The sequence below is a fragment of the Lichenicoccus sp. genome, from assembly GCF_965276875.1.
Classification (GTDB): Bacteria; Pseudomonadota; Alphaproteobacteria; order Acetobacterales; family Acetobacteraceae; genus Lichenicoccus.
Window position 1 is genome coordinate 772,798 of sequence record NZ_OZ255701.1, and the last position, 21,189, is coordinate 793,986.

At 67.2% G+C, this 21,189-nt stretch carries 18 protein-coding genes and 1 tRNA gene; 10 read left to right on the forward strand and 9 right to left on the reverse strand.

Annotation, left to right across the window (positions count from 1 at the left end; genetic code table 11):
* Positions 1-62: 62 nt before the first annotated feature.
* Positions 63-1,214 (reverse strand): deoxyguanosinetriphosphate triphosphohydrolase, encoded by a 1,152-nt coding sequence (locus ACQY4K_RS03920; RefSeq protein WP_428393585.1) that lies wholly within the window; start codon positions 1,212-1,214, stop codon positions 63-65.
* Positions 1,215-1,286: 72 nt separating this feature from the next.
* Here ACQY4K_RS03920 and ACQY4K_RS03925 point away from each other — a divergent pair, with 72 nt between their 5' ends.
* The 3 genes from ACQY4K_RS03925 to ACQY4K_RS03935 all read left to right on the forward strand — a co-directional run bounded on the left by ACQY4K_RS03925 (position 1,287) and on the right by ACQY4K_RS03935 (position 2,908).
* A complete protein-coding gene (locus tag ACQY4K_RS03925) occupies positions 1,287-1,646 on the forward strand; it encodes a HesB/IscA family protein (protein ID WP_428393586.1) in 360 nt (119 codons plus the stop codon).
* A gap of 17 nt (positions 1,647-1,663) precedes the next feature.
* A complete protein-coding gene (locus tag ACQY4K_RS03930) occupies positions 1,664-2,437 on the forward strand; it encodes an exodeoxyribonuclease III (RefSeq protein ID WP_428393588.1) in 774 nt (257 codons plus the stop codon).
* Positions 2,438-2,500: 63 nt separating this feature from the next.
* On the forward strand, positions 2,501-2,908 hold the full coding sequence (locus ACQY4K_RS03935) for a septal ring lytic transglycosylase RlpA family protein (RefSeq protein ID WP_428393590.1): 408 nt from the start codon (positions 2,501-2,503) through the stop codon (positions 2,906-2,908).
* A 6-nt stretch (positions 2,909-2,914) separates the two neighbouring features.
* Here ACQY4K_RS03935 and ACQY4K_RS03940 read toward each other — a convergent pair whose 3' ends face one another.
* The 4 genes from ACQY4K_RS03940 to ACQY4K_RS03955 all read right to left on the reverse strand — a co-directional run bounded on the left by ACQY4K_RS03940 (position 2,915) and on the right by ACQY4K_RS03955 (position 8,510).
* Positions 2,915-5,608 carry a valine--tRNA ligase gene (locus ACQY4K_RS03940; protein WP_428393592.1) on the reverse strand — a complete coding sequence of 898 codons (2,694 nt, stop codon included), beginning with the start codon at positions 5,606-5,608 and terminating at the stop codon, positions 2,915-2,917.
* 12 nt (positions 5,609-5,620) lie between these two features.
* A complete protein-coding gene (locus ACQY4K_RS03945) occupies positions 5,621-6,259 on the reverse strand; it encodes a DUF2497 domain-containing protein (protein WP_428393594.1) in 639 nt (212 codons plus the stop codon).
* Positions 6,260-6,299: 40 nt separating this feature from the next.
* A complete protein-coding gene (locus tag ACQY4K_RS03950) occupies positions 6,300-7,718 on the reverse strand; it encodes a TolC family outer membrane protein (protein WP_428393596.1) in 1,419 nt (472 codons plus the stop codon).
* Between the two features lie 120 nt (positions 7,719-7,838).
* Complete coding sequence (locus tag ACQY4K_RS03955) at positions 7,839-8,510, reverse strand: protein-L-isoaspartate O-methyltransferase family protein (RefSeq protein ID WP_428393598.1); 672 nt, start codon at positions 8,508-8,510, stop codon at positions 7,839-7,841.
* A 125-nt stretch (positions 8,511-8,635) separates the two neighbouring features.
* On the opposite strand from ACQY4K_RS03955, the gene ACQY4K_RS03960 reads away from it, so the two are divergent.
* A tRNA-Cys gene (locus ACQY4K_RS03960) sits at positions 8,636-8,709 on the forward strand.
* The gene (locus ACQY4K_RS03965; RefSeq protein ID WP_428393600.1) at positions 8,680-10,803 is read left to right on the forward strand and encodes a DUF6311 domain-containing protein; all 2,124 of its coding nucleotides are present in this window, start codon (positions 8,680-8,682) and stop codon (positions 10,801-10,803) included. Before ACQY4K_RS03960 ends, ACQY4K_RS03965 begins: the two co-directional genes overlap by 30 nt.
* Here the strand turns inward: ACQY4K_RS03965 and ACQY4K_RS03970 are convergent.
* Positions 10,787-11,944: an acyltransferase family protein gene (locus ACQY4K_RS03970; RefSeq protein WP_428393601.1), complete on the reverse strand. Its 1,158-nt coding sequence runs from the start codon at positions 11,942-11,944 to the stop codon at positions 10,787-10,789. The genes ACQY4K_RS03965 and ACQY4K_RS03970 overlap by 17 nt on opposite strands.
* A 5-nt stretch (positions 11,945-11,949) precedes the next feature.
* Positions 11,950-12,216, reverse strand: coding sequence for a hypothetical protein (locus ACQY4K_RS03975; RefSeq protein WP_428393603.1), 267 nt, complete (start codon positions 12,214-12,216; stop codon positions 11,950-11,952).
* Positions 12,217-12,308: 92 nt separating this feature from the next.
* Between ACQY4K_RS03975 and ACQY4K_RS03980 the strand changes: the two genes are divergently transcribed.
* The 4 genes from ACQY4K_RS03980 to ACQY4K_RS03995 all read left to right on the forward strand — a co-directional run bounded on the left by ACQY4K_RS03980 (position 12,309) and on the right by ACQY4K_RS03995 (position 15,240).
* The gene (locus ACQY4K_RS03980) at positions 12,309-13,784 is read left to right on the forward strand and encodes a glycosyltransferase family 39 protein (protein ID WP_428393605.1); all 1,476 of its coding nucleotides are present in this window, start codon (positions 12,309-12,311) and stop codon (positions 13,782-13,784) included.
* Between the two features lie 24 nt (positions 13,785-13,808).
* Complete coding sequence (locus tag ACQY4K_RS03985) at positions 13,809-14,090, forward strand: DUF427 domain-containing protein (protein WP_428393607.1); 282 nt, start codon at positions 13,809-13,811, stop codon at positions 14,088-14,090.
* Between the two features lie 138 nt (positions 14,091-14,228).
* The gene (locus ACQY4K_RS03990; RefSeq protein WP_428393609.1) at positions 14,229-14,828 is read left to right on the forward strand and encodes a hypothetical protein; all 600 of its coding nucleotides are present in this window, start codon (positions 14,229-14,231) and stop codon (positions 14,826-14,828) included.
* An 88-nt stretch (positions 14,829-14,916) separates the two neighbouring features.
* On the forward strand, positions 14,917-15,240 hold the full coding sequence (locus tag ACQY4K_RS03995; RefSeq protein ID WP_428393611.1) for a cell envelope biogenesis protein OmpA: 324 nt from the start codon (positions 14,917-14,919) through the stop codon (positions 15,238-15,240).
* 11 nt (positions 15,241-15,251) lie between these two features.
* On the opposite strand, the gene ACQY4K_RS04000 is transcribed toward ACQY4K_RS03995, so the two are convergent.
* Together ACQY4K_RS04000 and ACQY4K_RS04005 are read right to left on the reverse strand one after the other, a co-directional pair.
* Positions 15,252-16,829: a 2-isopropylmalate synthase gene (locus ACQY4K_RS04000; protein WP_428393612.1), complete on the reverse strand. Its 1,578-nt coding sequence runs from the start codon at positions 16,827-16,829 to the stop codon at positions 15,252-15,254.
* A gap of 200 nt (positions 16,830-17,029) precedes the next feature.
* Complete coding sequence (locus tag ACQY4K_RS04005) at positions 17,030-17,812, reverse strand: N-acetylmuramoyl-L-alanine amidase family protein (protein WP_428395957.1); 783 nt, start codon at positions 17,810-17,812, stop codon at positions 17,030-17,032.
* Between the two features lie 533 nt (positions 17,813-18,345).
* Between ACQY4K_RS04005 and ACQY4K_RS04010 the strand changes: the two genes are divergently transcribed.
* The gene (locus tag ACQY4K_RS04010; protein WP_428393613.1) at positions 18,346-21,174 is read left to right on the forward strand and encodes an Rne/Rng family ribonuclease; all 2,829 of its coding nucleotides are present in this window, start codon (positions 18,346-18,348) and stop codon (positions 21,172-21,174) included.
* The last annotated feature ends 15 nt before the right edge of the window (positions 21,175-21,189 follow it).

The window sequence follows — 21,189 nt, forward strand, 5'->3', positions numbered from 1 at the left end:
CACGGGCTCGATGCTACTCTCGCACTATCGCAACAGGGCTGCCACTGCTTCCACCGGCGGCTTCAACCGGGGATCGCGGGGTCCGTCAGCCGGCGATGTTCCTCGATCGCAAACCGGTCGGTCATCCCGGCGATGTAGTCCGCAACGACCCGGTGGGCGGCCTCCCCACCTTCTATTACGGCATTCTCGCGCCAGCCATCCGGCAGCAGGCCTGGATTTTCGGACAGGATCGAGAACAATGTCGCCGTGACCTGGCGCGCTTTCACCGTCATCCGGTTGACCCGCCAATGCCGATACAGCCGCGCATGCAGGAAGCTGCGTATGGCGGCGTTCTGCTCGGCCATGACCGCGCTGAAGCCGATCACCGGACGGTCGTGCCGGCGGATTGCGTCCGCATCGCGCGGCGCCAGGGCTGCGAGGCGGCGTCGGCTCTCCTCTGTCAGGTCGCTGGCGAGCCGATCGATCACCCGCCGGATGGTCTCATGACGCAGCCGTGACGCGCCGGGACGCGCGGCGCAGCAGGCGCGCGCCTCATCGAGGGCCGCCCCTACCACCGGCACCGCGGCCAGGTCCGCGATATCCAGCAGCCCGGCGCGCAGTCCGTCATCGAGATCGTGGCCGTGATAGGCGATGTCGTCCGACATCGAGGCGACCTGCGCCTCGGCTGACGCATGGCTGGCAAGATCAAGCGGATGGCCTCTGTCATACTCGACGAGATAGGGCGACGGATCACGCACCGGGCCGTTATGCTTGGCCAGCCCCTCCAGGCTCTCCCAGGTCAGGTTGAGCCCGTCGAAGGCGGCATAGCGGCGCTCCAGCAGGGCCACGATCCGGATCGACTGGGTGTTGTGATCAAACCCGCCGCGGCCCAGCATCGCGCCGCGCAACGCCTCCTCGCCGGCATGGCCGAAGGGCGTATGTCCGAGATCGTGGGCCAGGGCGAGCGCCTCGGTCAGATCCTCGTTCAAATCGAGCGCGCGCGCGATCGAGCGCGCGATCTGCGCCACCTCCAGGCTGTGCGTCAGCCGGGTGCGAAAGAAGTCACCCTCGTGATTGACGAACACCTGCGTCTTGTATTGCAGCTTGCGGAACGCCGCGGAGTGGATCACCCGGTCGCGATCGCGCTGCCAGGGGCTGCGCGTCGCCGCTTCCGGCTCCGGATGCAGACGACCTCGCGCCGTCTCGACGCGTACGGCATAGGGCGCGGGTTGCATGCTCTGCATCGCTTTGACTTACCATCGGCGGCACTCTTGGGGAAACCGGCTGGAAGCGCTATCTTCAGCGGCATGGACAACGCTGCTCCCGACCTTGCCGCCCGCTTCACCGTCTCCGAGCGCGCCGCCGCGCGGATCGCCGAAATCCTCGCGGCACAGCCGGACACCATAACCCAGGCCCTGAGGGTCGCCGTGCTCGCCGGCGGCTGCAGCGGCTTTCAATACAGCTTCAAGCTCGACCCCGAGCAGCAGTCCGACGACGTCGAAATCCGCGCGGGTGCGGCCCGGGTCCTTGTCGACCAGGTGAGCCTCGACCTGCTCGGCGGCGCCCAGCTTGATTACAGCGAGGCGCTGATGGGCGCGCACTTCACCGTGCGCAACCCCAATGCCACCTCTTCCTGCGGATGCGGCACCAGTTTCGCAATTGACTGAACAAGGCTGGCTCCGGAATGAAGCTGGCGACCTGGAACGTCAACTCGATCCGCAGCCGTGAGACGCATGTCGCGGCTTGGCTGCAACGCCAACAGCCCGATGCTCTGCTGCTCCAGGAGATAAAGTGCGAGACCACGGCTTTTCCCGCCGCGCGCTTTAAAGAGCTCGGCTATCACGCCGTCATCGTTGGCCAGAAAAGCTATAACGGCGTCGCCATCCTCACCCGCCATCCAACCACCACCCGCCGCACAGCCCTGCCCGGCCTGCCGCCCGATACCCCGGCACGCTACGTCGAGATCGCCCTGCCCAATCTCGTCCTGGGCAACCTTTATCTGCCAAACGGCAATTCCGGAGGCGAGACCGGTTATCAGGCCAAGCTCGACTGGATGGCGGCGCTGGTCGCACACGCACGCGACATGCTCGCCACCGAGACCGACTTCGTCCTCGCCGGCGATTACAATGTGTGCCCGACCGACGAGGACTACGCATCCGGCGCGCTCGGTGCCTCTGACGCCCTGATCCGCCCGCAGAGCCGCGGCCTCTGGCGGGCCTTGCTCTGGCTGGGCCTCACGGACGCACAGCGGCAGGTGCAACCGACCGGCCGCGCCTATACCTTCTGGGACTATCAGGCCGGTTGCTGGCCGCGCGACCGCGGACTGCGTATCGATCACGCTCTGCTCTCGCCGAGGATTGCCGAACGCCTGCTCGACACCGCTCCGGATCGGCAGGAGCGCGACGCGCCACAGCCTTCGGATCACGTACCGCTTGTTATTACACTTAACGATTCATAACGCTGCCAAACTTTTGCCCGGTTTTCGCGTCATGAGACGCGTATACAAAACTGGAGATTACCCGTGCGCTCTGCCCACTTCACCGGCTTGCTGACCCTTCTCGTGCTCGCCACCGGCGCGCAGGCGCACGAGGCCACTCATCGAACGGCCCATAAGCAGATCGGCAAGGCGTCGATCTATTCGCACCGCTTCCAGGGGCGGCACATGAGCGACGGCCAACGTTTCAACGTCCACTCCAGTGCCGCCGCCAGCAAAACCCTCCCACTCGGCACCGAGGCGCGTGTCACCAACCTCAAGACCGGCAAATCGGCGGCGGTGACGATCAAGGATCGCGGCCCGGTGCCGCGCGGCCGGATCGTCGACCTTACGCCGCACACCGCGACCCAGATCGGCCTGACCCGCAAGGAAGGCATCGCCCCGGTCAGCGTCGTGCCCACCAGCCTGCCACAGGAGAGTGCCGCCGGCCATTAAGGCGGCTCAATCAAGCCGCGCGAGGGCGGCCTCCAGGCGTTTGCATTCGTCAAGCAACGCCTGGAGCCGGGCCCGGGTCTCTTCCACCACCTCCGGCCTGGCGCGTGCGATGAAGTCGGCGTTGGCGAGCTTGCCCTCAAGCTTGCCCGCGTCCGCGCACGCGCGCGCAAGTTCCTTGTGCAGCCTTGCACCCTCGGCCCGCAGGTCGATCAGCCCGTCCAGCGGCAGCACCAGGGTCGCCTCGTCGAGCACCACCTGCGCCGAGCCCTTGGGCATTGGCTGATCCAGGACACCCACCCGCGAGACCCGTGCCATGCGTCCGATCGCCTCTGCCCAACGCTCGGCGCGAGCGACCGTCCCAGCGTTGGCGTCACGCAGCAACACCGGTGCCGTCCGGCTCGGCGGCACGTTCATCTCCGAGCGCACCGTCCGTATCGCCGTGATGAACCGGATCGCCCATTCGATCTCCTGGGCGACCTGCCCATCATCCGGCAACGCGGCCCCCCCCGGCCACGCAGCCCTGATCAGGCTGCCCGGCGCGCCATAGCCAAATTCGCTCCAAATCGTCTCTGTCACGAACGGCATCACCGGATTGAGCAGGCGCAGCACGATCCCGAGCACATGCGCCGCCACCCCGCGCACCTCGCGCGCCGTATCGCCTTCGCCGGACGCCAGGATCGGCTTGGCGAACTCCAGGAACCAGTCGCAGAAGCGGTTCCAGGTAAACCGGTAGAGCACCCCCGCATACTCGTCGAAACGAAACGCCTCGAGTGCTGCCGTCGCCGCCGCCGCCGCTTGCCTCGCCTCGGCCAAGATCCAGCGTGCCAGCGGCGCGCGCACCTGCGTCGGATCGAAGCCGGGATCGGCCACCACGCCGTTGAGTTCGCAAAATCGCGCCGCATTCCACAGCTTGGTCACGAAGGCGCGGTATTCCTCGACCCGCTTCGGTCCGAGCCGGGCGTCACGTCCCAGACCGGTCAGCGCGCAGACCGTAAAACGCAGCGCATCGGCGCCGTAGAGGTCGATCATCTCCAGCGGGTCGATGCCGTTGCCGAGGCTCTTGGACATCTTGCGACCGCGCTCGTCGCGCACCAAGCCGTGCAGGAACACGGTGCGAAACGGCACCTCGTCCATGAAATGCAGCCCCAGCATCAGCATCCTGGCGACCCAGAAGAAGATAATGTCGAAGCCGGTCACCAGCACGGCACTGGGATAATACCGCACCAACGCCGCGGTTTGCTGCGGCCAGCCCTGCGTCGAGAACGGCCATAGCCCCGAACTGAACCAGGTATCCAGCACGTCCGGATCGCGCGTGAGTGCCACGTCGTGCCCGTAATGCTCCGCCGCCGCCCGCTGCGCCGCCGCTTCGTCGCGGGCCACGAACACCGCGTCGTCCGGCCCATACCAGGCCGGGATGCGATGTCCCCACCAGAGCTGCCGGCTGATGCACCAGGGCTGGATGTCGCGCATCCAGGCGAAGAAGGTGTTCTCCCATTGGCGCGGCACGAACTGCACCCGCTTGTCTTCAACCGCGAGGGTCGCGGGTCCGGCGAGGCGCCCCGCGTCGCAATACCACTGCGTCGTCAGGCGTGGCTCGACGACGGCACCCCCGCGCTCGGCATGCGGCACCTGGTGGACATGCGGCTCGGTGCGTTCCAGAAAGCCGAGCCGGTCCAGTTCCGCCACGATCGCCGCGCGCGCCGCTTCGCGCGATTGCCCCGCAAGGCCGCGTACGAAGTCCGGTTCCGCCACCCCCTCGACGGCTCGCAAACCATCCCCGATCTCGGTAATGTCCACCCGCCCGTCGGCATCCAGGACGCTGGGCATCGCCAGACCATGACGCTGACCCACGGCGAAATCGTTGAAATCATGCGCCGGCGTGATCTTCACCGCGCCGGTGCCCTTTTCCGGGTCGGAGGTGCTGTCAGCGATGATCGGCACCGCGCGCCCGGTCAGCGGTACCAGCACGTGCCGGCCGACCAGCTCGGCATAGCGCGCGTCGTCAGGATGCACGGCGACGGCCATGTCGCCGAGCATGGTCTCCGGCCGCGTCGTCGCCACCGTGATCGAGCGTTCTGGCTCACCCTCCAGCGGGTAGCGGACGTGCCACAGATGGCCGTGCACCTCGCGGCTCTCGACTTCCAGATCGGACAGCGCCGAACGGAACGACGGATCCCAGTTCACCAGCCTGCGGTCGCGATAGATCAGCCCCTCGCGGTGCAGGGTGACGAACACCTCGCGCACCGCCATGGACAATCCCTCGTCCATGGTGAAGCGCTCGCGCGTCCAGTCCAGCGAGCAGCCCAGCCGCTGGAGTTGGTTGGTGATGGTGCTGCCGGACTCGCTTTTCCACGCCCAGACGCGCTCGATGAACGCCTCGCGGCCGATCGCCTCCCTGTCTGTCCCGGCATCACGCAGCGCCCGCTCGACCACAAGCTGGGTCGCGATGCCCGCATGGTCGGTGCCGGGCTGCCATAACGCGTCAAAGCCCTGCATCCGGCGCCAGCGGATCAGGATATCCTGAACCGTCATGTTCAAGGCATGACCCGCATGCAAGGTGCCGGTGACGTTTGGCGGCGGGATCATCACCGCGAACGGCGTCCGGCCGCTGTCCGGTTTGGCTTCGAAGGCGCCCTGGCTCTGCCAGAGCGCGTAGAGCGACGCCTCCACAGTAGCGGGAGAAAAGCTCTTTTCCAGCATGACTGAATCCGGTCAGCCGCGTCTGGTCAGCTTCTCGATTTCCGAGCGCACCAGGGTTTCGACCAGCCCGGGCAGGTGAACGTCGAGCCAGCTGCTCAGCAGGCCGCGCAGCTCGTCGCGCACCAAGTCCTCGAGCGTCGGCCCACCGGCGCGCAGGAGGGCAGGCCCGCGGGATACCGGCGCCGGCTCCTCGCGACTCAGCGCCTCGTGCAGCGCATCGAAGGATTGCGCGGTGGCCGCGCGGGTCCGTGCGGCAATCAGCCCCTCGATCGTGCTTGCAGCGGCCGGCGGACCCGCATCAGCAGGACTCTTGGCAGCCGGGCTTTCAACCAAGGCGGCCGGTTCAATCTTCTCCGGCGGGACCATCATCGTCTCTTTCAGCACCAGCACATCGTCCCGTGGCCCCGGCTCGGGCGACTTCGCCTCGGCCCGCTCCTGCGAACGCGATTCATTTGGACGCGCCTCTGGGGGACGCGCCTCGGGGGGACGCGCCTCTGGGGGACGCGCCTCGGGGGGACGCGACGGCGCGGTCTCGGCCGGCGACACCTCGTCCTCGTTGAGAATGCGGCGGATCGAGGCAAGGATCGTATCCATCGAACCGTCCTCATCGCCATCCTGCACCGCCGGGCGGCCCGCTGTCTCCGCAGCCATGGGTTTGCTCACCATTCAGATTCCGATCCTGGCCACTGCCTTACCGTCCAGGTTGTCCGACGGCGTAGTCGTTCAAGCCCCACAGCCGATCCTTGACCGCCTTGTAGTACGCGGTTTCGTCATAGAGCGGCACGTTCAGCTTCAGATCGCGCGCGGTCAGCCTGCCGATCGCGGACGCCACACTGTAGGAGGCGGTCACCATGCTGCTCAGGCTTTGCACCAGCGCCAGCTGCGACGACAGCAGGGTCTGCTGCTGCTGCAACAGGGCGAGCGTGGTGCTGGTGCCGACGATCACCTGCCGCTCGACACCGTCGAGTGCGATGATGTTGGCCCGCACCGCGGTCCGGTCGCTCTGGATCGAGGCGCGGAAGGCCAGCAGGTTCTCCCAGTTCGAGATCGCGCTCTGCAGGGCGGTCTTGCGCTGCACGTCGACCTGCCGACGCGCATATTGCTCGGTCTGCCGCGCCTGGCGCGCGGCGGCGTACTCCGCCCCGCCCTGATAGATCGGCACCTGGAAGTTGAGGATCGCCTCCTTGATGTCCTCCTGGTAGCCCTTGAAGGTCTGGTTGACGCCGTGCAGGTACTCGGCTTGCGCCGTAATCTTCGGCAGCAGTGCCGAGACCGCCACATCGAACGCGTCCTTGTCCGAGGATTGCGTGAACAGTGCCGCGACCACGCTGGGATTGTTCGAAACCGCCTGTGCCATCGCCTCCTGCTCGGTGTGCACCGGCAGATCGAGCGGCTGTGGCGGGATCAGGTTCGGTGCCGGCGGCATGCCCACCTGCTGCTCGTAGGTTGCCTCCGCGGTCTGCAACTGCCCTTCCGCCTGCTGGCGCTGGGCGCGTGCCGTGGCCAGCGCCGCCTGCGCCTGCGCGACATCGGTGCGGGTGATCTCGCCGACCCTGAAGCGATCCTGGGTTGCCTGCAGCTGCTGGACCAGCACCCGCTCGTTGTTGGTCTGGATTTGCAGGTTCTGCTGGTTCTGGATGACGCCGACATAGGCGCTGACCACATTGCTGAACACGGTCTGCTCGGTGGCGATCAGGTTGGCGCGCTCGGCCAGCACCCGGTTGACCGCTTCGTGGGTGAGCGCCGTGGTATGGCCGCCCTGATAGATCGGCTGCTGAATGGTCACGCCGGCGGTATAGCCCGGCGTGGCGATGACACCTCCCAGACCGGTGCCCTGTTGAACCGTTCCCTGCGTATAGGTCAGCCCGGTGGTGCCGGTGATCGTCGGACGCCAGCCGGCCAATGCGGTCGGCACGTTCTCGTCGGTGACGCGCAGGTTCGCGCGCTCCGCTTGCAATTGCGGGTTGGTCAGGTAGGCGGAAGCGAATGCCTCCTGCAACGTGTGAGGGATGAAGCTGGGCGCGCCGCTGCCATCATATTTCTGTGCCAAAGCCGTGCCGCTGCACAGCAGTGCTGCCAACCCGACCCCCGCGCCGGTTCGAACAAACATCCCCGCCCCTCCGATAGCCCAGCCCTCGCAGCGCCCGCGCGCGAACATGAGCTCTGTGTGCCACAACACGGCCGTCCGCTTCCAGTGTTGTGAGCCGCCAATGAATTGGGAACAGCGACCCTAGAATTCGAACGCCGGGCCCGCCAGCAGCTCAGGGATCAGGGGGGTTGCCGCATCGAACTGCGGCCGCCCGCGCAGCCCGCCATTGGAGGCCTCCGCCAGCACCGCCGTCCCGACCCGCCCCTGCGGGCAGAGCACCGCCGCCAGCCGCCCCCCCGCGGCCAATTGTCCCGCCATCGCCGGCGGCAGGGCCCGAACCGCGCCGTCGATAAGGATAAGCTCATAGGGTGCGCCCGCCGGCCAGCCGTCAGCCAACGTACCGTGCTCGAAGCGCACCGCCGGCGCCAGTTCCGCGCAGACGCCGCGGCCCTCCTTGGCAAGCTGCGGATCCTGCTCGAGTGCGATGACCCGCAGTCCCAGCCGGCTTAGCAACGCCGCCGCGTAGCCGGTGCCGGCCGCCACCACCAGCGCGCGCTCGCCGGCCCGCGGCACCGCCGTCTGCAGCATGCGCGCGATGATCCGCGGCTCCATCAGCACCCGGCCTGAACCCAACGCCACCGGCCGGTCGGCGTAGGCCAGTGCCGCGCACCCAGCCGGCACGAACCGCTCACGCGGCATCTCACGCATCGCCTTGATAATCCGCGCATCGCTGACCTGCAGCGGGCGCACCTGACCGTCGACCATGCGATTGCGCGCCAGGACGTAATCCGGCTCGGACGAAGACTGCGTCATGTCGGTCAGGGTCATGGCGCGCTATATACGAGGCGCCCGCACAGCGCGTAAAGCCGAGCGCCCGTTACACTGAGCGCCGGCCACACTTGACCGCAACCGGCCCGCGCGAGATACAGCGCCGAGACGGTCCGGTGGCAGAGTGGTGATGCAGCGGACTGCAAATCCGCGAATGTGGGTTCGATTCCCGCCCGGACCTCCATTCCCTTCCGCGCGCAACGCTGCCGCTGCCTACCTGACCGCCCTGCTGGTCGGCGTGCTGCTCGTCGCTGACGTGTTCCCCGGCTGGGCGCTGGCCGGCGCGCTTCCGGCGGGCGCACCGCCGCGACCGGATTTCGGCAAGGACGTCATCGGCCAGCTCTATTATTTCTCCCAGCCCTGGCCCTCCTTCTCGCCGCCGCACCTCAGCCGGCTGCTGATCGACACCAGGCTCGAGCACGGCGCCAGCATTGCCTTCAGTGATAGCATCCCGCTGCTGGCGGTGCTGGCCAAGCTGCTGCACCCGATCCTGCCGCCCTTTGCGCAGACGATCACGCTCTACCAGGCGGCGGTGTGGACGCTGCAGCCGGTCGCCGCCGTCTTTGCCCTTCGCGGGACCGGCGAACGGCGCTGGCTTGCCGCCCTTGCCGTCGCCCTGATCGCCGCCTCGATGCCGACCTTCCTGTTCCGGCTCTGGCACGCCGCACTCGACGGGCACGTGTTTCTGCTGGCCATGCTGGGGCTGTATCTGCGCATCGTCAGCGGCCGGAGTTGGGCGCTTTGTTGCGCCTGCGTGTTGCAGGTCGCACTCCTGCTGATCCACCCGTATCTGATGCTGATGGCGAGCGGGCTGTTCGCCGCCGCCCCGCTGACCCTGCTGCTGCGACGCGACCTACGCTGGATACGGACGCTGGCGGCCTGCATCGCGTCTTCCGCGGTGGTGCTGTTGGTGGGGCAACTGCTCGGCTATTGGCGCGGCGTCAGCGATGGCGGCTTCGGCTATTATTCGATGAACCTGGCGGCGCCGTTTTGGCCAACCTTCTCGGCCCTCATCCCTGGCGTGCGGTTCGCGCCCATCGATGCCACCGGCGGCCAGGCCGACGGTTACCAGTATCTCGGGCTCGGCCTGCTGGCCCTGATCGCCGTCTCGCTGGCCGGCTGGTCGATGTGGTGGGGCGCCCTGTATCGACATGCCGGCCTGGCGCTCGCCTGCGCGGCACTCTGCGCGCTCGCGGTCACCAACTGGGTGTTCGTCTTCCATTTCCGCCTTGTCCATTTGCCGTTCGCATCCGGGCTGCTCGCGCAAATGCGTGCCAGCGGCCGGTTGTTCTGGCCGGTCGCCTACAGCTTGATGATCGCCGCATCCGTGATCACGCTGCATCGCTTTCCCCGCGCAGGACCCGCGCTGCTGCTGCTCGCGGCCCTGTTGCAGGTGGTCGACGCCGGCGAATTGCGCGCCATCGACCGTGCGGACTTCATCCAGCCGAAGCCCTATGGATTCGCGGCCTCCAGGCTAGCCGCGATCCTCGGTGCCCATCGCCGGCTCACCATGCTCCCGACCTTCCCGTGCAATGGCGACGGCATCCCGGCAAACGTCGACCCACTCTGGCTGGCGGCGCGTACACGCCTGTCGATCAACTCGATCTACCAGGCCCGCACCACCCACGCGCAGGACTGCCTGCCGACCGAGGCGCTCCGCGCACCGCCAGCCATGGACGAAGTGCGCCTGATCCTGCCCGGCTTCTGGCAGCTCCGCACGGCCTTGCCGGACCCTGCTCAGGACTGCCGGGTGCTGGCACCCTACATCGTCTGCACCCGTCATGCGGACCTGCTGGCGGGCCTGCCGCCACCGCCGCCGACGCAGCTTGTGCCGCTTGCTCGCCTGCTGACGATCCGTCCCGGCACGCCTGGAGCACAGACCCTCCTCGCGGGCTGGACGCCCCCCGGAGCCGGCGGCGGCGCCTGGAGCATTGCCACCAACGCCTGGCTCGGCGCCAAACTCGCAAAGCCACCCGCGGGTGCCGTGCGGGTGCATGTCAGCGCTTTGGCCATGCCGGTCCTGCACGGCTGGAGTCGGACATCGCCGCGACCGGTCTCGGTGTGGGCCGGAACACGCCATATCGGCGACTGGCTGGTCGGCCCGGGATTTGCCGACTACGACGCCGTCGTGCCCGCGGATTGCATCGGCCCGGACGGCACCATCGTCCTCGCCCTGCGCACGCCGGCGCTGACCAGCGCGCTCGAACTCGGCCTCAGGCCGGACCCGAGGCCGTTCGGCATCCTGCTGCGCGCGATCTCGTTCAATCCGGCGCCATGAGCACCGGCGCGGGCGTACTTGCCGTGCGCGGGGCCATGCGCCGCGCCAGCCGCTTTCCGGTATGCAGGCTCGGCCCCTCGATCAGGCAGTGCAGCAGCCAGGCCAACGGCACCACCACGGCGAGCGCGATCGCCAGCGCCGCATCGTAAGGCAGCCGGCACCGCACGATGACGAAGGTCATCACCGAATAGCCGATGATCGAATGCGTCAAATACAGCGGGTAGGAGATGTCGGCGAGCGCATCGAGCCAGCGGATTGGCCGAAAGACGCGTCGCGTTACGTACGCCACCAGAAACAAGGCGAGGGCGTCTATATAGCTGGCCGGGATCGAGGGGATCTGGTTCTGGATCGGCCCCACCCGCCAGCAAAGCAGGAACAGCAGCACGAGCAATGCCCCGCCGGCGAGCGAGGCGACCGTCCCCAGCCTCCCGGTCATATGGAAGTGAAACACGGTGCCGATCAGCATGAAGCCGATATACATCGGCTCGTCGGCAAAGGCGGTGCTGAGATGGATCAGGCCATGCTGCTCGGCTGCCGCCACGAGGATCGCGAACACCGACCAGGCCAGCAGCGGCGCGATTCGCCCGGCCAGCACCCAGGGCCGCAGCAGCGCCATCAGGATGTAGAACTTGACCTCAATCGCGAGCGTCCAGTTCACCAGGTCGACATTGTTGCCGATGATGGTATCGGCGAGCAGTCCGTTCCAGACATACATGCGGACGTGAAAGGCCATCGGCCGACCGTAGAGATGGCTCTGTGCATACACCGCGAGCCATTCCAGCAGCAGCGCCGCCCAAAGGGTCGGATAGATACGAAAGGCGCGTGCCACCAGGAAGGCGCCGGCGCGGTGCTGGCGTAGCGAGAACGGGATGACGAAGCCACTGATCAGGAAGAAGACCGCAACCCCAAAGGCACCGAAATTGAAGTCCGGCACACGGGTCAGATGCAGGATCGCAGGCTGGCCGACATGCGTCACCGGCGAGCTGGTGATCCAGCCGACCAGCGGTCCCATGAGGATATACACCCCCGCGAGATGGCTCAGCACGACGCAGAGGGCCGCGACCGCGCGGAGCTGATTGGCAAAGACGATCTTGCCGTCCGGCTCGCGGCCTGGTCGCGTCTGACCGCGCTGCGGCCGCATGATGTCTAGCGGACCGTGCCGTAGGACGGTGCGCCGATCCCGGGACAGGTGCATTGCTGGCCGACCGGCACCTGCTCCGGCAGCCGGCACATATAGGCGCCGGCAAAGCACTGATAGCCATAGCCGGGGGCGACGCCTGCCTGCGGTCCGGCCGCTGGAACCCCGGTGCATCCCGCCACGTCGAGCAGGGCGGCCAGCGGCAGACAGAGCCTTACACACCGTAACAAGGAACGCCGGCCGCCACCGATGACATCAAGGCAAAGTTCCTGCATCTTCTTCTCCTGTGTCTGCTCCGCACTCTCCCACCAAATACGCCAGCATCCCAGCCACGTCGCCGGCCTGGCGGCCTCTCGACGTCGCTCTGATGGTCGCGCTGGTGCTCGTGGCCTTGCTCGCGCGTCTGTATCATCTCGGTGACAAGCCCTATTGGCTCGACGAGGTAACCACCGTGCGCCGGGCCAGCCTCGGGGTCCACGCTCTGGTCGTCGACAGCCTCTCATTCCATCATTTGCCGCTCTACTTCCTGATCTCGCGCGGCTTTACCGCCCTGGGCACCAATGAAGCGAGCCTGCGGCTGCCGGCGGCGCTGTTCGGTGCCCTCTCATGCGCGCTGCTCTACGGCGCATCACGAATGATCGGCGGCAGGCGGGCGGCGGTCGCGGCCTCGATGCTGCTGGCACTCAACCCGTTCCAGGTGCAGTACGGCCAGGAAGCGCGATCCTACACATTGGTCATCTGCTTCATTGTGCTCGCACTCTGGTCGCTCGCCTCGACCTTACGCAACCCGGCGGCAGCGGCACGGCCGTGGCGCGCACCCGGCTCGGCGCGGATCGGCTGGCTGCTCTACGGCGTTGCCACGATCGGCGCGCTCGATACTTTGAGTGTGGCCGTATACTGGCTGCTGGCCGGGCTGCTCGCCATCGCTTTGATTGCGGCGAAACACCCCAAGCAGCGGCGCGGGCTGCTGATCAACGCCGGCCTCGTGCATGTCGTGATCCTTGCCTGCTACCTGCCCTGGGTTGTCGCCATGCACCAGCTCACCCACGGCGACATGGCCAGCGGCCTCGACTGGGTGCCGCCGCTGACCTGGTACCGGTTCTGGACGACCATCCAGGGGGTGTATCTGCTACGCACCACCAGCCTGATCCGCTTTTACACCTTTCCCGACGGTCTCCCCTGGCTCGGGTGGCTTGCGTCCCTGGCGGCCGGACTCGGGCTCCTGCGCAATGTCGGGCGCGACGGCGCCGTCCTGGTAGCCGCGGTCGCCTTGGCCATGCTGCCGGCGGGGCTGCTGGTCACGTCGCTGGTCTCGCCGGTCTGGATGCCGCGCTATCTCGCCTGGAGCGGACCGGTGTTCTTCCTGTTCGCGGGACTCGGCCTGGCACGCCTGCCAAGGCGCAGCTCATGGGTGGCGATCGCGGCCCTCGGCGCCCTGTCCGTCGTCAACCTGCTGCCCTATTACCGCCTGGAAACCAAGCCGCTGTGGAACCAGGCGGCGGTGCTGCTCCGCCGCGGCCTCCCCCCGGAGGGACTGCTCTTCACCGACGCGCCTGTGGACGTCGCCATGATGAACATCACGCTGGGTCGCCTGGGCGAGCCGTTCCGGGCGGACCGCTGGACCGCCGACCCTGGCCTCGCTTTGCGCCAGCTGCAGGGCGGCCACCCGGTCTGGGCAGTGCATGGAAGGGTCGGACAAGCCGACCATACCAGTGTTGCGACGTTTGCCGAGACGGTGTCGCCACTGGGCGCGCCATGCTGGAGCGGTGCCGTCGGATTGGATATCATCATCGAGGCCTTCGCGCCCTCCGGCAGCGCCTGCACGGCGCCGGCCGTTGAATAACAGGTTCTGGAACAGGAGATCATCATGCAGGCCATCTGGAAGGATCAGGTCATCGCCGAAAGCGACGATATCGTTACTGTTGAAGGCAACGCATACTTCCCCGTCAGCGCGCTGCGGCAGGATCTGGTCAGCGCCAGTGCGCATACCAGCGTCTGCCCCTGGAAGGGCACCGCCAGCTATTACAACATTGAAGTCGACGGCCAGACCAATGCCAATGCCGCCTGGTATTATCCAGCTCCGAAGGAGGCCGCCGCAACTATCCGTGACCGGGTCGCGTTCTGGAAGGGTGTTCAGGTGGTCGGCTGAACGCCATTTTTGATGTGACTTTCGTGTGGTTCTCTTATAAACACCCCAGTATTCAAGATGTCCGAGGCAAGCTGATGCGCCGATTCGCCCGGACCGCACCACCGCCTTTGCGGTGGGCATCGATCAAGAGAGTCAACATTGCCAAATAATACCGTGCTGCAGGGCAACACCCTCAACAATGCGCCTGGCGGGGGTGCCGCGGAACATCCCTCGCAAGAGGCGAAACTGCGCGAAGCACTTGAGCTCATGGGCGGTCGTCGCGGCGCCTCGCCACAAGTCGCCGCCACCCGCACGAACGCAGGCTCTGCCTCGACCAGACACCGCTACGTCCGAGACGGCGAAGTCCCGGTCGTGCGTGCGGCGCTCGGCCGCCCGCGTCCCGACTCCGCCAATCAAACGGACAAGGCACTGCTCGATAGCCTGCGCCAGGACCTGGAGCGTGAGCGCGCGGCCCGCGAGATCGCCGAACGCATGACGGCAGAGCTGCGCGTCACGTCCACCGCGTTGCAGACCCGACTCGCCCATCTCGAGATGGATTTGCAAGCGGCCCAGGAGGCCCTGCAGCACGCTCAGGAGGCAGCCGAGGAGGCAGCAGCCAAGCTGGCGGCAGGCGTCGCCGCCGCGCAGTCGCCCGCCCCTGCGCGTGAGCCCACGCCGCCGAAGCCGCGACCCGGTAGACCGCGCGGCCAGAGCGCGGCGGCGCCGGTCAAATGGTGGATCAAGTCCGAGAAGGTCTGAATCACCGCGTTCGTTCCCTTATCCGTCGGGAACCTCCACGCCTCTGCGCTGTCTATATACTGATGTTCCGGACGACAGACAGGACAACATGATGATACGCGCACGATCCGCGTCGGTAGCCCTTCCGGCCAATTTCCCCCATCCGCTTCTCAGACCGGTCCTCCTCGCCGGCCTGGTCTCCGCCAGCCTGGCACTGAGCGGCTGCACCAATCCCTACAGCCCCGGCCAGCGTGCCATCGGTGGCGGTCTCCTCGGAGCCGGCGGCGGTGCCGTAATCGGCGCCATCGCGGGGGGCGGCAATGGTGCTGCCATCGGCGCACTCGCCGGCGGCGCGCTGGGTGCGGCGGGCGGTGCCGCCACGACGCCCAACGCACCCCCACGCCAGCGTCCTCGTGGTTATTACGGTTACTGAGGCTTAGGTCCTCAGGCGGACAGCATCGCCTCCGGCTCGTGTCGCGTGCGCTTGACGAGCAGCTTGTTCAGCGCGTGCAGATAGGCGCGGGTCGCCGAGACCACGGTGTCGGCATCCGCGCCCTGCCCGTCCACCATCTTACCGTGCTCCGAGAGCCGCACCGTGGTGCGCGCTTGGGCGTCTGAGCCTTCGGTTACCGCGCCTACCGAATAGAGCGTCAATACCGCCTCGTGTGGAAAGAGGCTGCGGATCGCGTTAAAGGCGGCGTCTACTGGGCCATTGCCCGTCGTCGTCGCGATAACCCGCTCGCCGTCGATTTCGAGTTCGAGCTCGGCCCTTGCCGCACGTTTCGAGCCGCTATGCAGATCAAGCGAGACGAAACGGAGATGCGCGTGATCGCGCGACTCGTCATCGAACAGGGCGACGATATCCTCGTCGAACACGGTCTTCTTGCTGTCGGCGAGAAGCTTGAAGCGAACGAAGGCATCGTTGAGCTGGTTATCGCCGATTTCCGCATAGCCAAGCGTGCGCAGCTTGTCGCGGAACGCGGCACGACCTGAATGCTTGCCCAACACCAGCGACGACTTGGTCCAGCCGACACTCTCCGGCGTCATGATCTCATAAGTCGCAGCATTCTTCAGAACACCGTCCTGGTGGATACCGCTCTCGTGCGCGAATGCGTTGCGTCCGACGATCGCCTTGTTCGGTTGCACGTCGAAGCCGGTGATCGTCGACAACATGCGCGAGACACGCAACAGATTTGGGGTCACGATGTTATTACGGAATGGCAACACGTCCTGTCGGGTGCGCAGCGCCATGACGATCTCCTCGAGTGCGGCATTGCCGGCCCGCTCGCCAATGCCGTTGATGGTGCACTCGATCTGACGGGCGCCGGCACGCAGGGACGCCACCGTATTGGCAACCGCAAGTCCCAGATCGTTGTGGTTGTGGGCGGAGAAGATGACATTGTCCGCGCCCGGCACCCGCTCGCGCAGCATGGTGAAGATTCGGGCCATGTCCTCCGGCGTCGCATAGCCGACGGTATCGGGGACGTTGATCGTGTTCGCACCCGCGGCGATCGCCGCCTCGACGCAGCGACACAGGAACTCCGGCTCGGTGCGGCTGCCGTCCTCGGCTGACCATTCGACGTCGTCGGTGTAATTGCGCGCCAGAGCATTGCCCTTGACGATCAGTTCGAGCACCGCGTCGGGCTCCATACGCAGCTTGTATTTCATGTGCAGCGGCGACGTGGAGATGAAATTGTGCAGACGCCGGCGCTCGGCCGGCCGGATCGCCTCGCCGGCGCGCGCGATGTCGTCGCGGCCGCCGGTGCGCGCCAGACCGCAGACGACCGGTCCGCGCACCAGCTTGGCGATCTCGTGCACACTTTCGAAATCGCCAGGGGAGGCGACCGGAAAGCCGGCCTCGATGACATCGACGCCAAGCTCCGCCAGCGCCTCGGCGATGCGCAGCTTCTCTGCGAGGTTCATCGAGAAGCCGGGCGACTGTTCGCCGTCGCGCAGGGTGGTGTCGAACAGGATGACCCGGTCGGCAGCGAGCCGGCCGAAATTGGGATGGTCTATGGCCATGGGGAATGATCCTTGGGAGCAGATATTTGGCGGCGGCAGTCCAGCCCCTAAGCGGGATCGGCCCCCCTCCAAGGACGGCCGGACGATCGCTCAGGGGAGCGTAAGTCGCCGATCAGCCAATACATGCGCCGTGGGTAACATCTGTCCTGCTTAGCACCGGGCGATCAGACTGCAAACCGCCCCCTCGGCCGCTCGACCACTCAGCCGGCCAGGCGGGTGAAGCCGGTCGAGTCGAAATAGCTGTCGATTGCCCGGGCCATCGCACCGGTCACCATCGCCCGATGCCCCGCCTGGCGCAGTGCCGCCTCGTCGCGACGGTTCGACATGAAGCCCATCTCGACCAGCACGCTCGGAATATCCGCCGATTTGAGCACCACGAAGGCGGCATGCCGGTCCGGGTTGTCGAGCAGCCGCACCCGCGGGCGGAAGGCGTCGACCACATTGCGGGCCATGCGCGCCGAGCCGGCCCGCGTCTCCTGGCGCACCAGGCTGGCCAGGATCCGCTGCACCGCGGGCGACACCGAATGGACATGCGGTCCGCCATAACGGTCGGCACTGTTCTCGCTGCGCGCGAGCGAGGCGGTCTGCGCGTCCGACGCGGTCTCCGACAGGGTGTAGACGCTGGCACCGCGCACGGCGGTGTCGTGCAGCGCGTCGGCATGCATCGACACGAACAGTGCCGCCCCCTTGTCCTGCGCTGTGGCGACGCGGTCCTCGAGCGGGATGAAGATGTCGTCGTCGCGTGAGAGACAGACCCGGTAGCGGCCGCCGGCGAGAAGCTGTTGGCGCAGTTCGACGGCGGCGGCGATCGCGATATGCTTCTCGTAGGTGCCCGTGATGCCGATCGCGCCGGGATCCTTGCCGCCATGCCCGGGATCGAGCATCACCAGCGGCGGTGGCGGCAGCACTTGGCCGGGCAAATGCGGGCTCGGACGGTGTCGGGTGTGATGACCGTGTGCCAGCGCAGGCACCACCGCACCCATGGAGAGCGTCACCGCCGCGTACGCGACCTGCCTGCGGCGCAGCATGTGACCCGCCTTTGCCATCCTCGATGCTCCTCATCCATCCGGCACTCTTGACGACTACCGCAAACCGTCAGCCAAGGCCATGAATTCATTGACCGATGACGCGCGGCGTCGCGCGGGTTCGCCACGATGCTTGCGGAGCCTCGCCGGTTACGTCACATTCATTTCTCGTGTTTCGCCCGCGCGCCGCACAACCCCAGGGCATCCTTGGGGTCAGCGTCTGCAGGACGGCAGCCGGGTGCTGCGACACGATCCGCCTGACTGCGACGTTCAACCGGGGCGTCGCCGAGACCATAGAGTTCGCCAGGAGCCGATGATCGCACCGCTTTCCCGTTGGACCCGCAGTTACGGCATGACGGACAGGCATTCGGTGCGCTCGGCTGACGACTCTCTTATCCCTCCCACCAAGCAATTTGCGGCCTTGTGCTGCCCTGCCGACCACAACCGGTCGAGCCCGGGCGCTGGTGCCGCGCATCGGAGTTTTTCCCTTTATGGACAAGCGTATGCTGATCGACACGACGCACGCGGAAGAGACCCGCGTCGTCGTGCTGGACGGTGACAGGCTCGAAGATTACGATGTCGAGACATCCGCGAAGAAGCAGCTCAAGGGCAATATCTATCTCGCCAAGGTGATCCGGGTCGAGCCGAGCCTGCAGGCCGCCTTCATCGAGTATGGCGGCAACCGCCACGGTTTTCTCGCCTTCGGCGAAATCCATCCCGACTATTACCAGATCCCGGTTGCCGACCGCGAACGCCTGATCGCACTGCAGGAGGAGGAGGCGCGCGCCGAGGAGGCCCGCGAGGAGGCGCGCGAGCAGACCGAGGCCGCCGACCCTGAACAGCCGGCGCAGATAGAGGGCGACGCGGGTGCCGCACGCGCCGCGTCCGAGGACACCCGCGACGGCGCCGACGACCAGCCCGACGAGCCCGAGGACGACACGCCGCCAGAAAGCCTCGGCGGTGAGGCCGACAGCAGCGACGAGCGCGCCGCCCTGCAAAGCGCCCGCTTCCTGCGTCAGTACAAAATCCAGGAAGTCATCCGCCGCCGCCAGATCCTGCTGGTCCAGGTCGTCAAGGAAGAGCGCGGCAACAAGGGCGCCGCACTCACAACCTACATCTCGCTCGCCGGGCGGTTCTGCGTGCTGATGCCGAACTCGCTGCGTGGCGGCGGTGTCTCGCGCAAGATCACCTCGGCGGCCGATCGCCGTCGGCTGAAGGAGATCACCGCCGAGCTCGACATCCCGCGCGGCATGGCGATGATCATACGCACCGCCGGCGCCCAGCGGCCGCGCCCCGAAATCCGGCGCGACTGCGAATACCTGCTGCAGCTCTGGGACGATATCCGCGACCAGACGCTGCGTGCCATGGCGCCGAGCCTCGTCTACGAGGAAGCCAACCTGATCAAGCGGGCGATCCGCGACGTCTATACCCGCGACATCGAGGAGATCGTCGTCGATGGCGAGACCGGCTGGAAGGCGGCGCGCGAGTTCATGCGCAACCTGATGCCGGCGAACGCCTCGAAGGTCTCGCTCTGGCGCGACCACGGCCAGCCGCTGTTCTCGCACTACCAGGTCGAACACCATCTTGACGCAATGCTGCAGCCGACGGTGCAGCTCCGCTCCGGCGGCTACCTGGTGATCAACCAGACCGAGGCGCTGGTCGCCATCGACGTCAATTCCGGCCGCTCGACCCGCGAGCGCGGCATCGAGGAGACGGCGCTGCGCACCAACCTCGAAGCCGCCGACGAGGTCGCCCGGCAGCTCCGCCTGCGCGACCTGGCCGGGCTGATCGTCATCGACTTCATCGACATGGAGGCGCGGCGCAACAATGCGATGGTCGAGCGCCGCCTCAAGGACGCGCTGAAGAACGACCGCGCCCGTATCCAGGTCGGCCAGATCAGCTCGTTCGGCCTGATGGAGATGTCGCGCCAGCGGCTGCGCCCCTCGATTGCCGAGAGCTCCTTCGTCGCCTGTCCGCATTGCGCCGGCACTGGCTTCGTCCGCGGCACCGACAGCGCCGCCCTGCACGTGCTGCGCGCCATCGAGGAAGAGGGCGCCAGGCAGCGCTCCGCCGAGATCGCGGTGCATGTGCCGAGCACGGTGGCGCTCTATGTGCTCAACAACAAGCGCGTCTGGCTGGCCGAGATCGAGCAGCGCCACCGCATGACGGTCAGCTTCGCCGCCGACGACAGCCTGATCCCGCCGCAACTGCGTATTGAGAAGCTGCGGCCGCAAAGTGCCGCAACCGCGATCCCGAGCGCGGCAAATGCGACCTTGGCCACCCCGACCTTGGCCAATGCGGACGTCGCAAGCGAGCGCCGTCTGCCGGCGAACGGCGTCATTTCCCGCAGCCCGGAGCCGGCGTTCGAGGCACGAGAGGCCGAGCTCCAGGATGAGCGCGATGACGACACGCCCAGCCAAGGTCAGGATGCCGACGATGCCGTGAGCGCCAACGGGGAGGCCGGGGACGAGGAGCGCAAGCGCAAGCGCCGCCGCCGCCGCCGCCGTGGCGGACGCCGCGAGGATGGCGCAACACCGGTGCTGCCTGGTGTCACGGAGGCGCCGTCCGCAACCCAGGACCCGGATGTCGCGCCAGGCCTCGCCCCAGAGCCCGGTCTGCCAGCCGAGCAGGCGGCAGCCGAAGCACCCCGCAGGCGTGGTCGCGGCACCGGCGGCCGTCACCGTCCGCCCCAGGTGGAGTCTGGCTCCCAACCTGGCCCCCAACCTGGCTACCGTGGTCCGACCCCGGCCGATCCGTTCGGCGGCAGCTACGACATCTTCGAGCTGATCGACCACGAGACGGACGTGCCATCCGTGGCGCCGGCCGCTCCGGACTCACCTCCAGAGCCGGCCTTCCAGGCGGAGCCGCAAAACGTGGCCGCAGTCGAGCCGGAGAGCGCCCCTCCGGCGGAGCCGGAAGACGCGCACCAGGCGGAGCCGGATGCTCACCAGGTAACGGCTGAGGCGAGCCTTCTATCCGAGACAGCGCCCGCCGCGGCAAGCAAGCCAAAACGCGCCCGCGCCACACCCAAGGCCGCCGCACCCAGGGCCGCCGCACCCAGGTCCAGGGCCGCAACGCCGCCAAAGCCCGACACTTTGGCCGCCGCGCCTGAGGCGGCAGCCGAGGCCCCGCCGGTCAAGCCGAAGGCGCCGCGCAAAAGCCGCGCAAAGCAGCCGGCACCCGACCTGATCGCGTCCATGCCGCCAGCGGAGCCGTCGGGAGAGCCGGATCCGGCCGCGCGCAGTTCGGTCGTCCAGCCGATCCTGATCGACACCATCGATGCGCCGCCCGCGCGCCGGACCGGCTGGTGGAAACGCTGAACCCGGATGGCTGGC

Excerpts from the sequence above, each read along its gene's own strand:
- ACQY4K_RS04010 (WP_428393613.1), top strand. The coding sequence starts at position 18,346 with ATGGACAAGCGTATGCTGATCGACACGACGCACGCGGAAGAGACCCGC.
- ACQY4K_RS03965 (WP_428393600.1), top strand. The coding sequence starts at position 8,680 with ATGTGGGTTCGATTCCCGCCCGGACCTCCATTCCCTTCCGCGCGCAAC.
- ACQY4K_RS03920 (WP_428393585.1), bottom strand. The coding sequence starts at position 1,214 with ATGCAACCCGCGCCCTATGCCGTACGCGTCGAGACGGCGCGAGGTCGT.
- ACQY4K_RS03975 (WP_428393603.1), bottom strand. The coding sequence starts at position 12,216 with ATGCAGGAACTTTGCCTTGATGTCATCGGTGGCGGCCGGCGTTCCTTG.
- ACQY4K_RS03950 (WP_428393596.1), bottom strand. The coding sequence starts at position 7,718 with ATGTTTGTTCGAACCGGCGCGGGGGTCGGGTTGGCAGCACTGCTGTGC.
- ACQY4K_RS03995 (WP_428393611.1), top strand. The coding sequence starts at position 14,917 with ATGATGATACGCGCACGATCCGCGTCGGTAGCCCTTCCGGCCAATTTC.
- ACQY4K_RS03980 (WP_428393605.1), top strand. The coding sequence starts at position 12,309 with ATGGTCGCGCTGGTGCTCGTGGCCTTGCTCGCGCGTCTGTATCATCTC.
- ACQY4K_RS03970 (WP_428393601.1), bottom strand. The coding sequence starts at position 11,944 with ATGCGGCCGCAGCGCGGTCAGACGCGACCAGGCCGCGAGCCGGACGGC.
- ACQY4K_RS04000 (WP_428393612.1), bottom strand. The coding sequence starts at position 16,829 with ATGGCCATAGACCATCCCAATTTCGGCCGGCTCGCTGCCGACCGGGTC.
- ACQY4K_RS03940 (WP_428393592.1), bottom strand. The coding sequence starts at position 5,608 with ATGCTGGAAAAGAGCTTTTCTCCCGCTACTGTGGAGGCGTCGCTCTAC.
- ACQY4K_RS04005 (WP_428395957.1), bottom strand. The coding sequence starts at position 17,812 with ATGGGTGCGGTGGTGCCTGCGCTGGCACACGGTCATCACACCCGACAC.
- ACQY4K_RS03930 (WP_428393588.1), top strand. The coding sequence starts at position 1,664 with ATGAAGCTGGCGACCTGGAACGTCAACTCGATCCGCAGCCGTGAGACG.
- ACQY4K_RS03945 (WP_428393594.1), bottom strand. The coding sequence starts at position 6,259 with ATGGCTGCGGAGACAGCGGGCCGCCCGGCGGTGCAGGATGGCGATGAG.
- ACQY4K_RS03985 (WP_428393607.1), top strand. The coding sequence starts at position 13,809 with ATGCAGGCCATCTGGAAGGATCAGGTCATCGCCGAAAGCGACGATATC.
- ACQY4K_RS03925 (WP_428393586.1), top strand. The coding sequence starts at position 1,287 with ATGGACAACGCTGCTCCCGACCTTGCCGCCCGCTTCACCGTCTCCGAG.
- ACQY4K_RS03955 (WP_428393598.1), bottom strand. The coding sequence starts at position 8,510 with ATGACGCAGTCTTCGTCCGAGCCGGATTACGTCCTGGCGCGCAATCGC.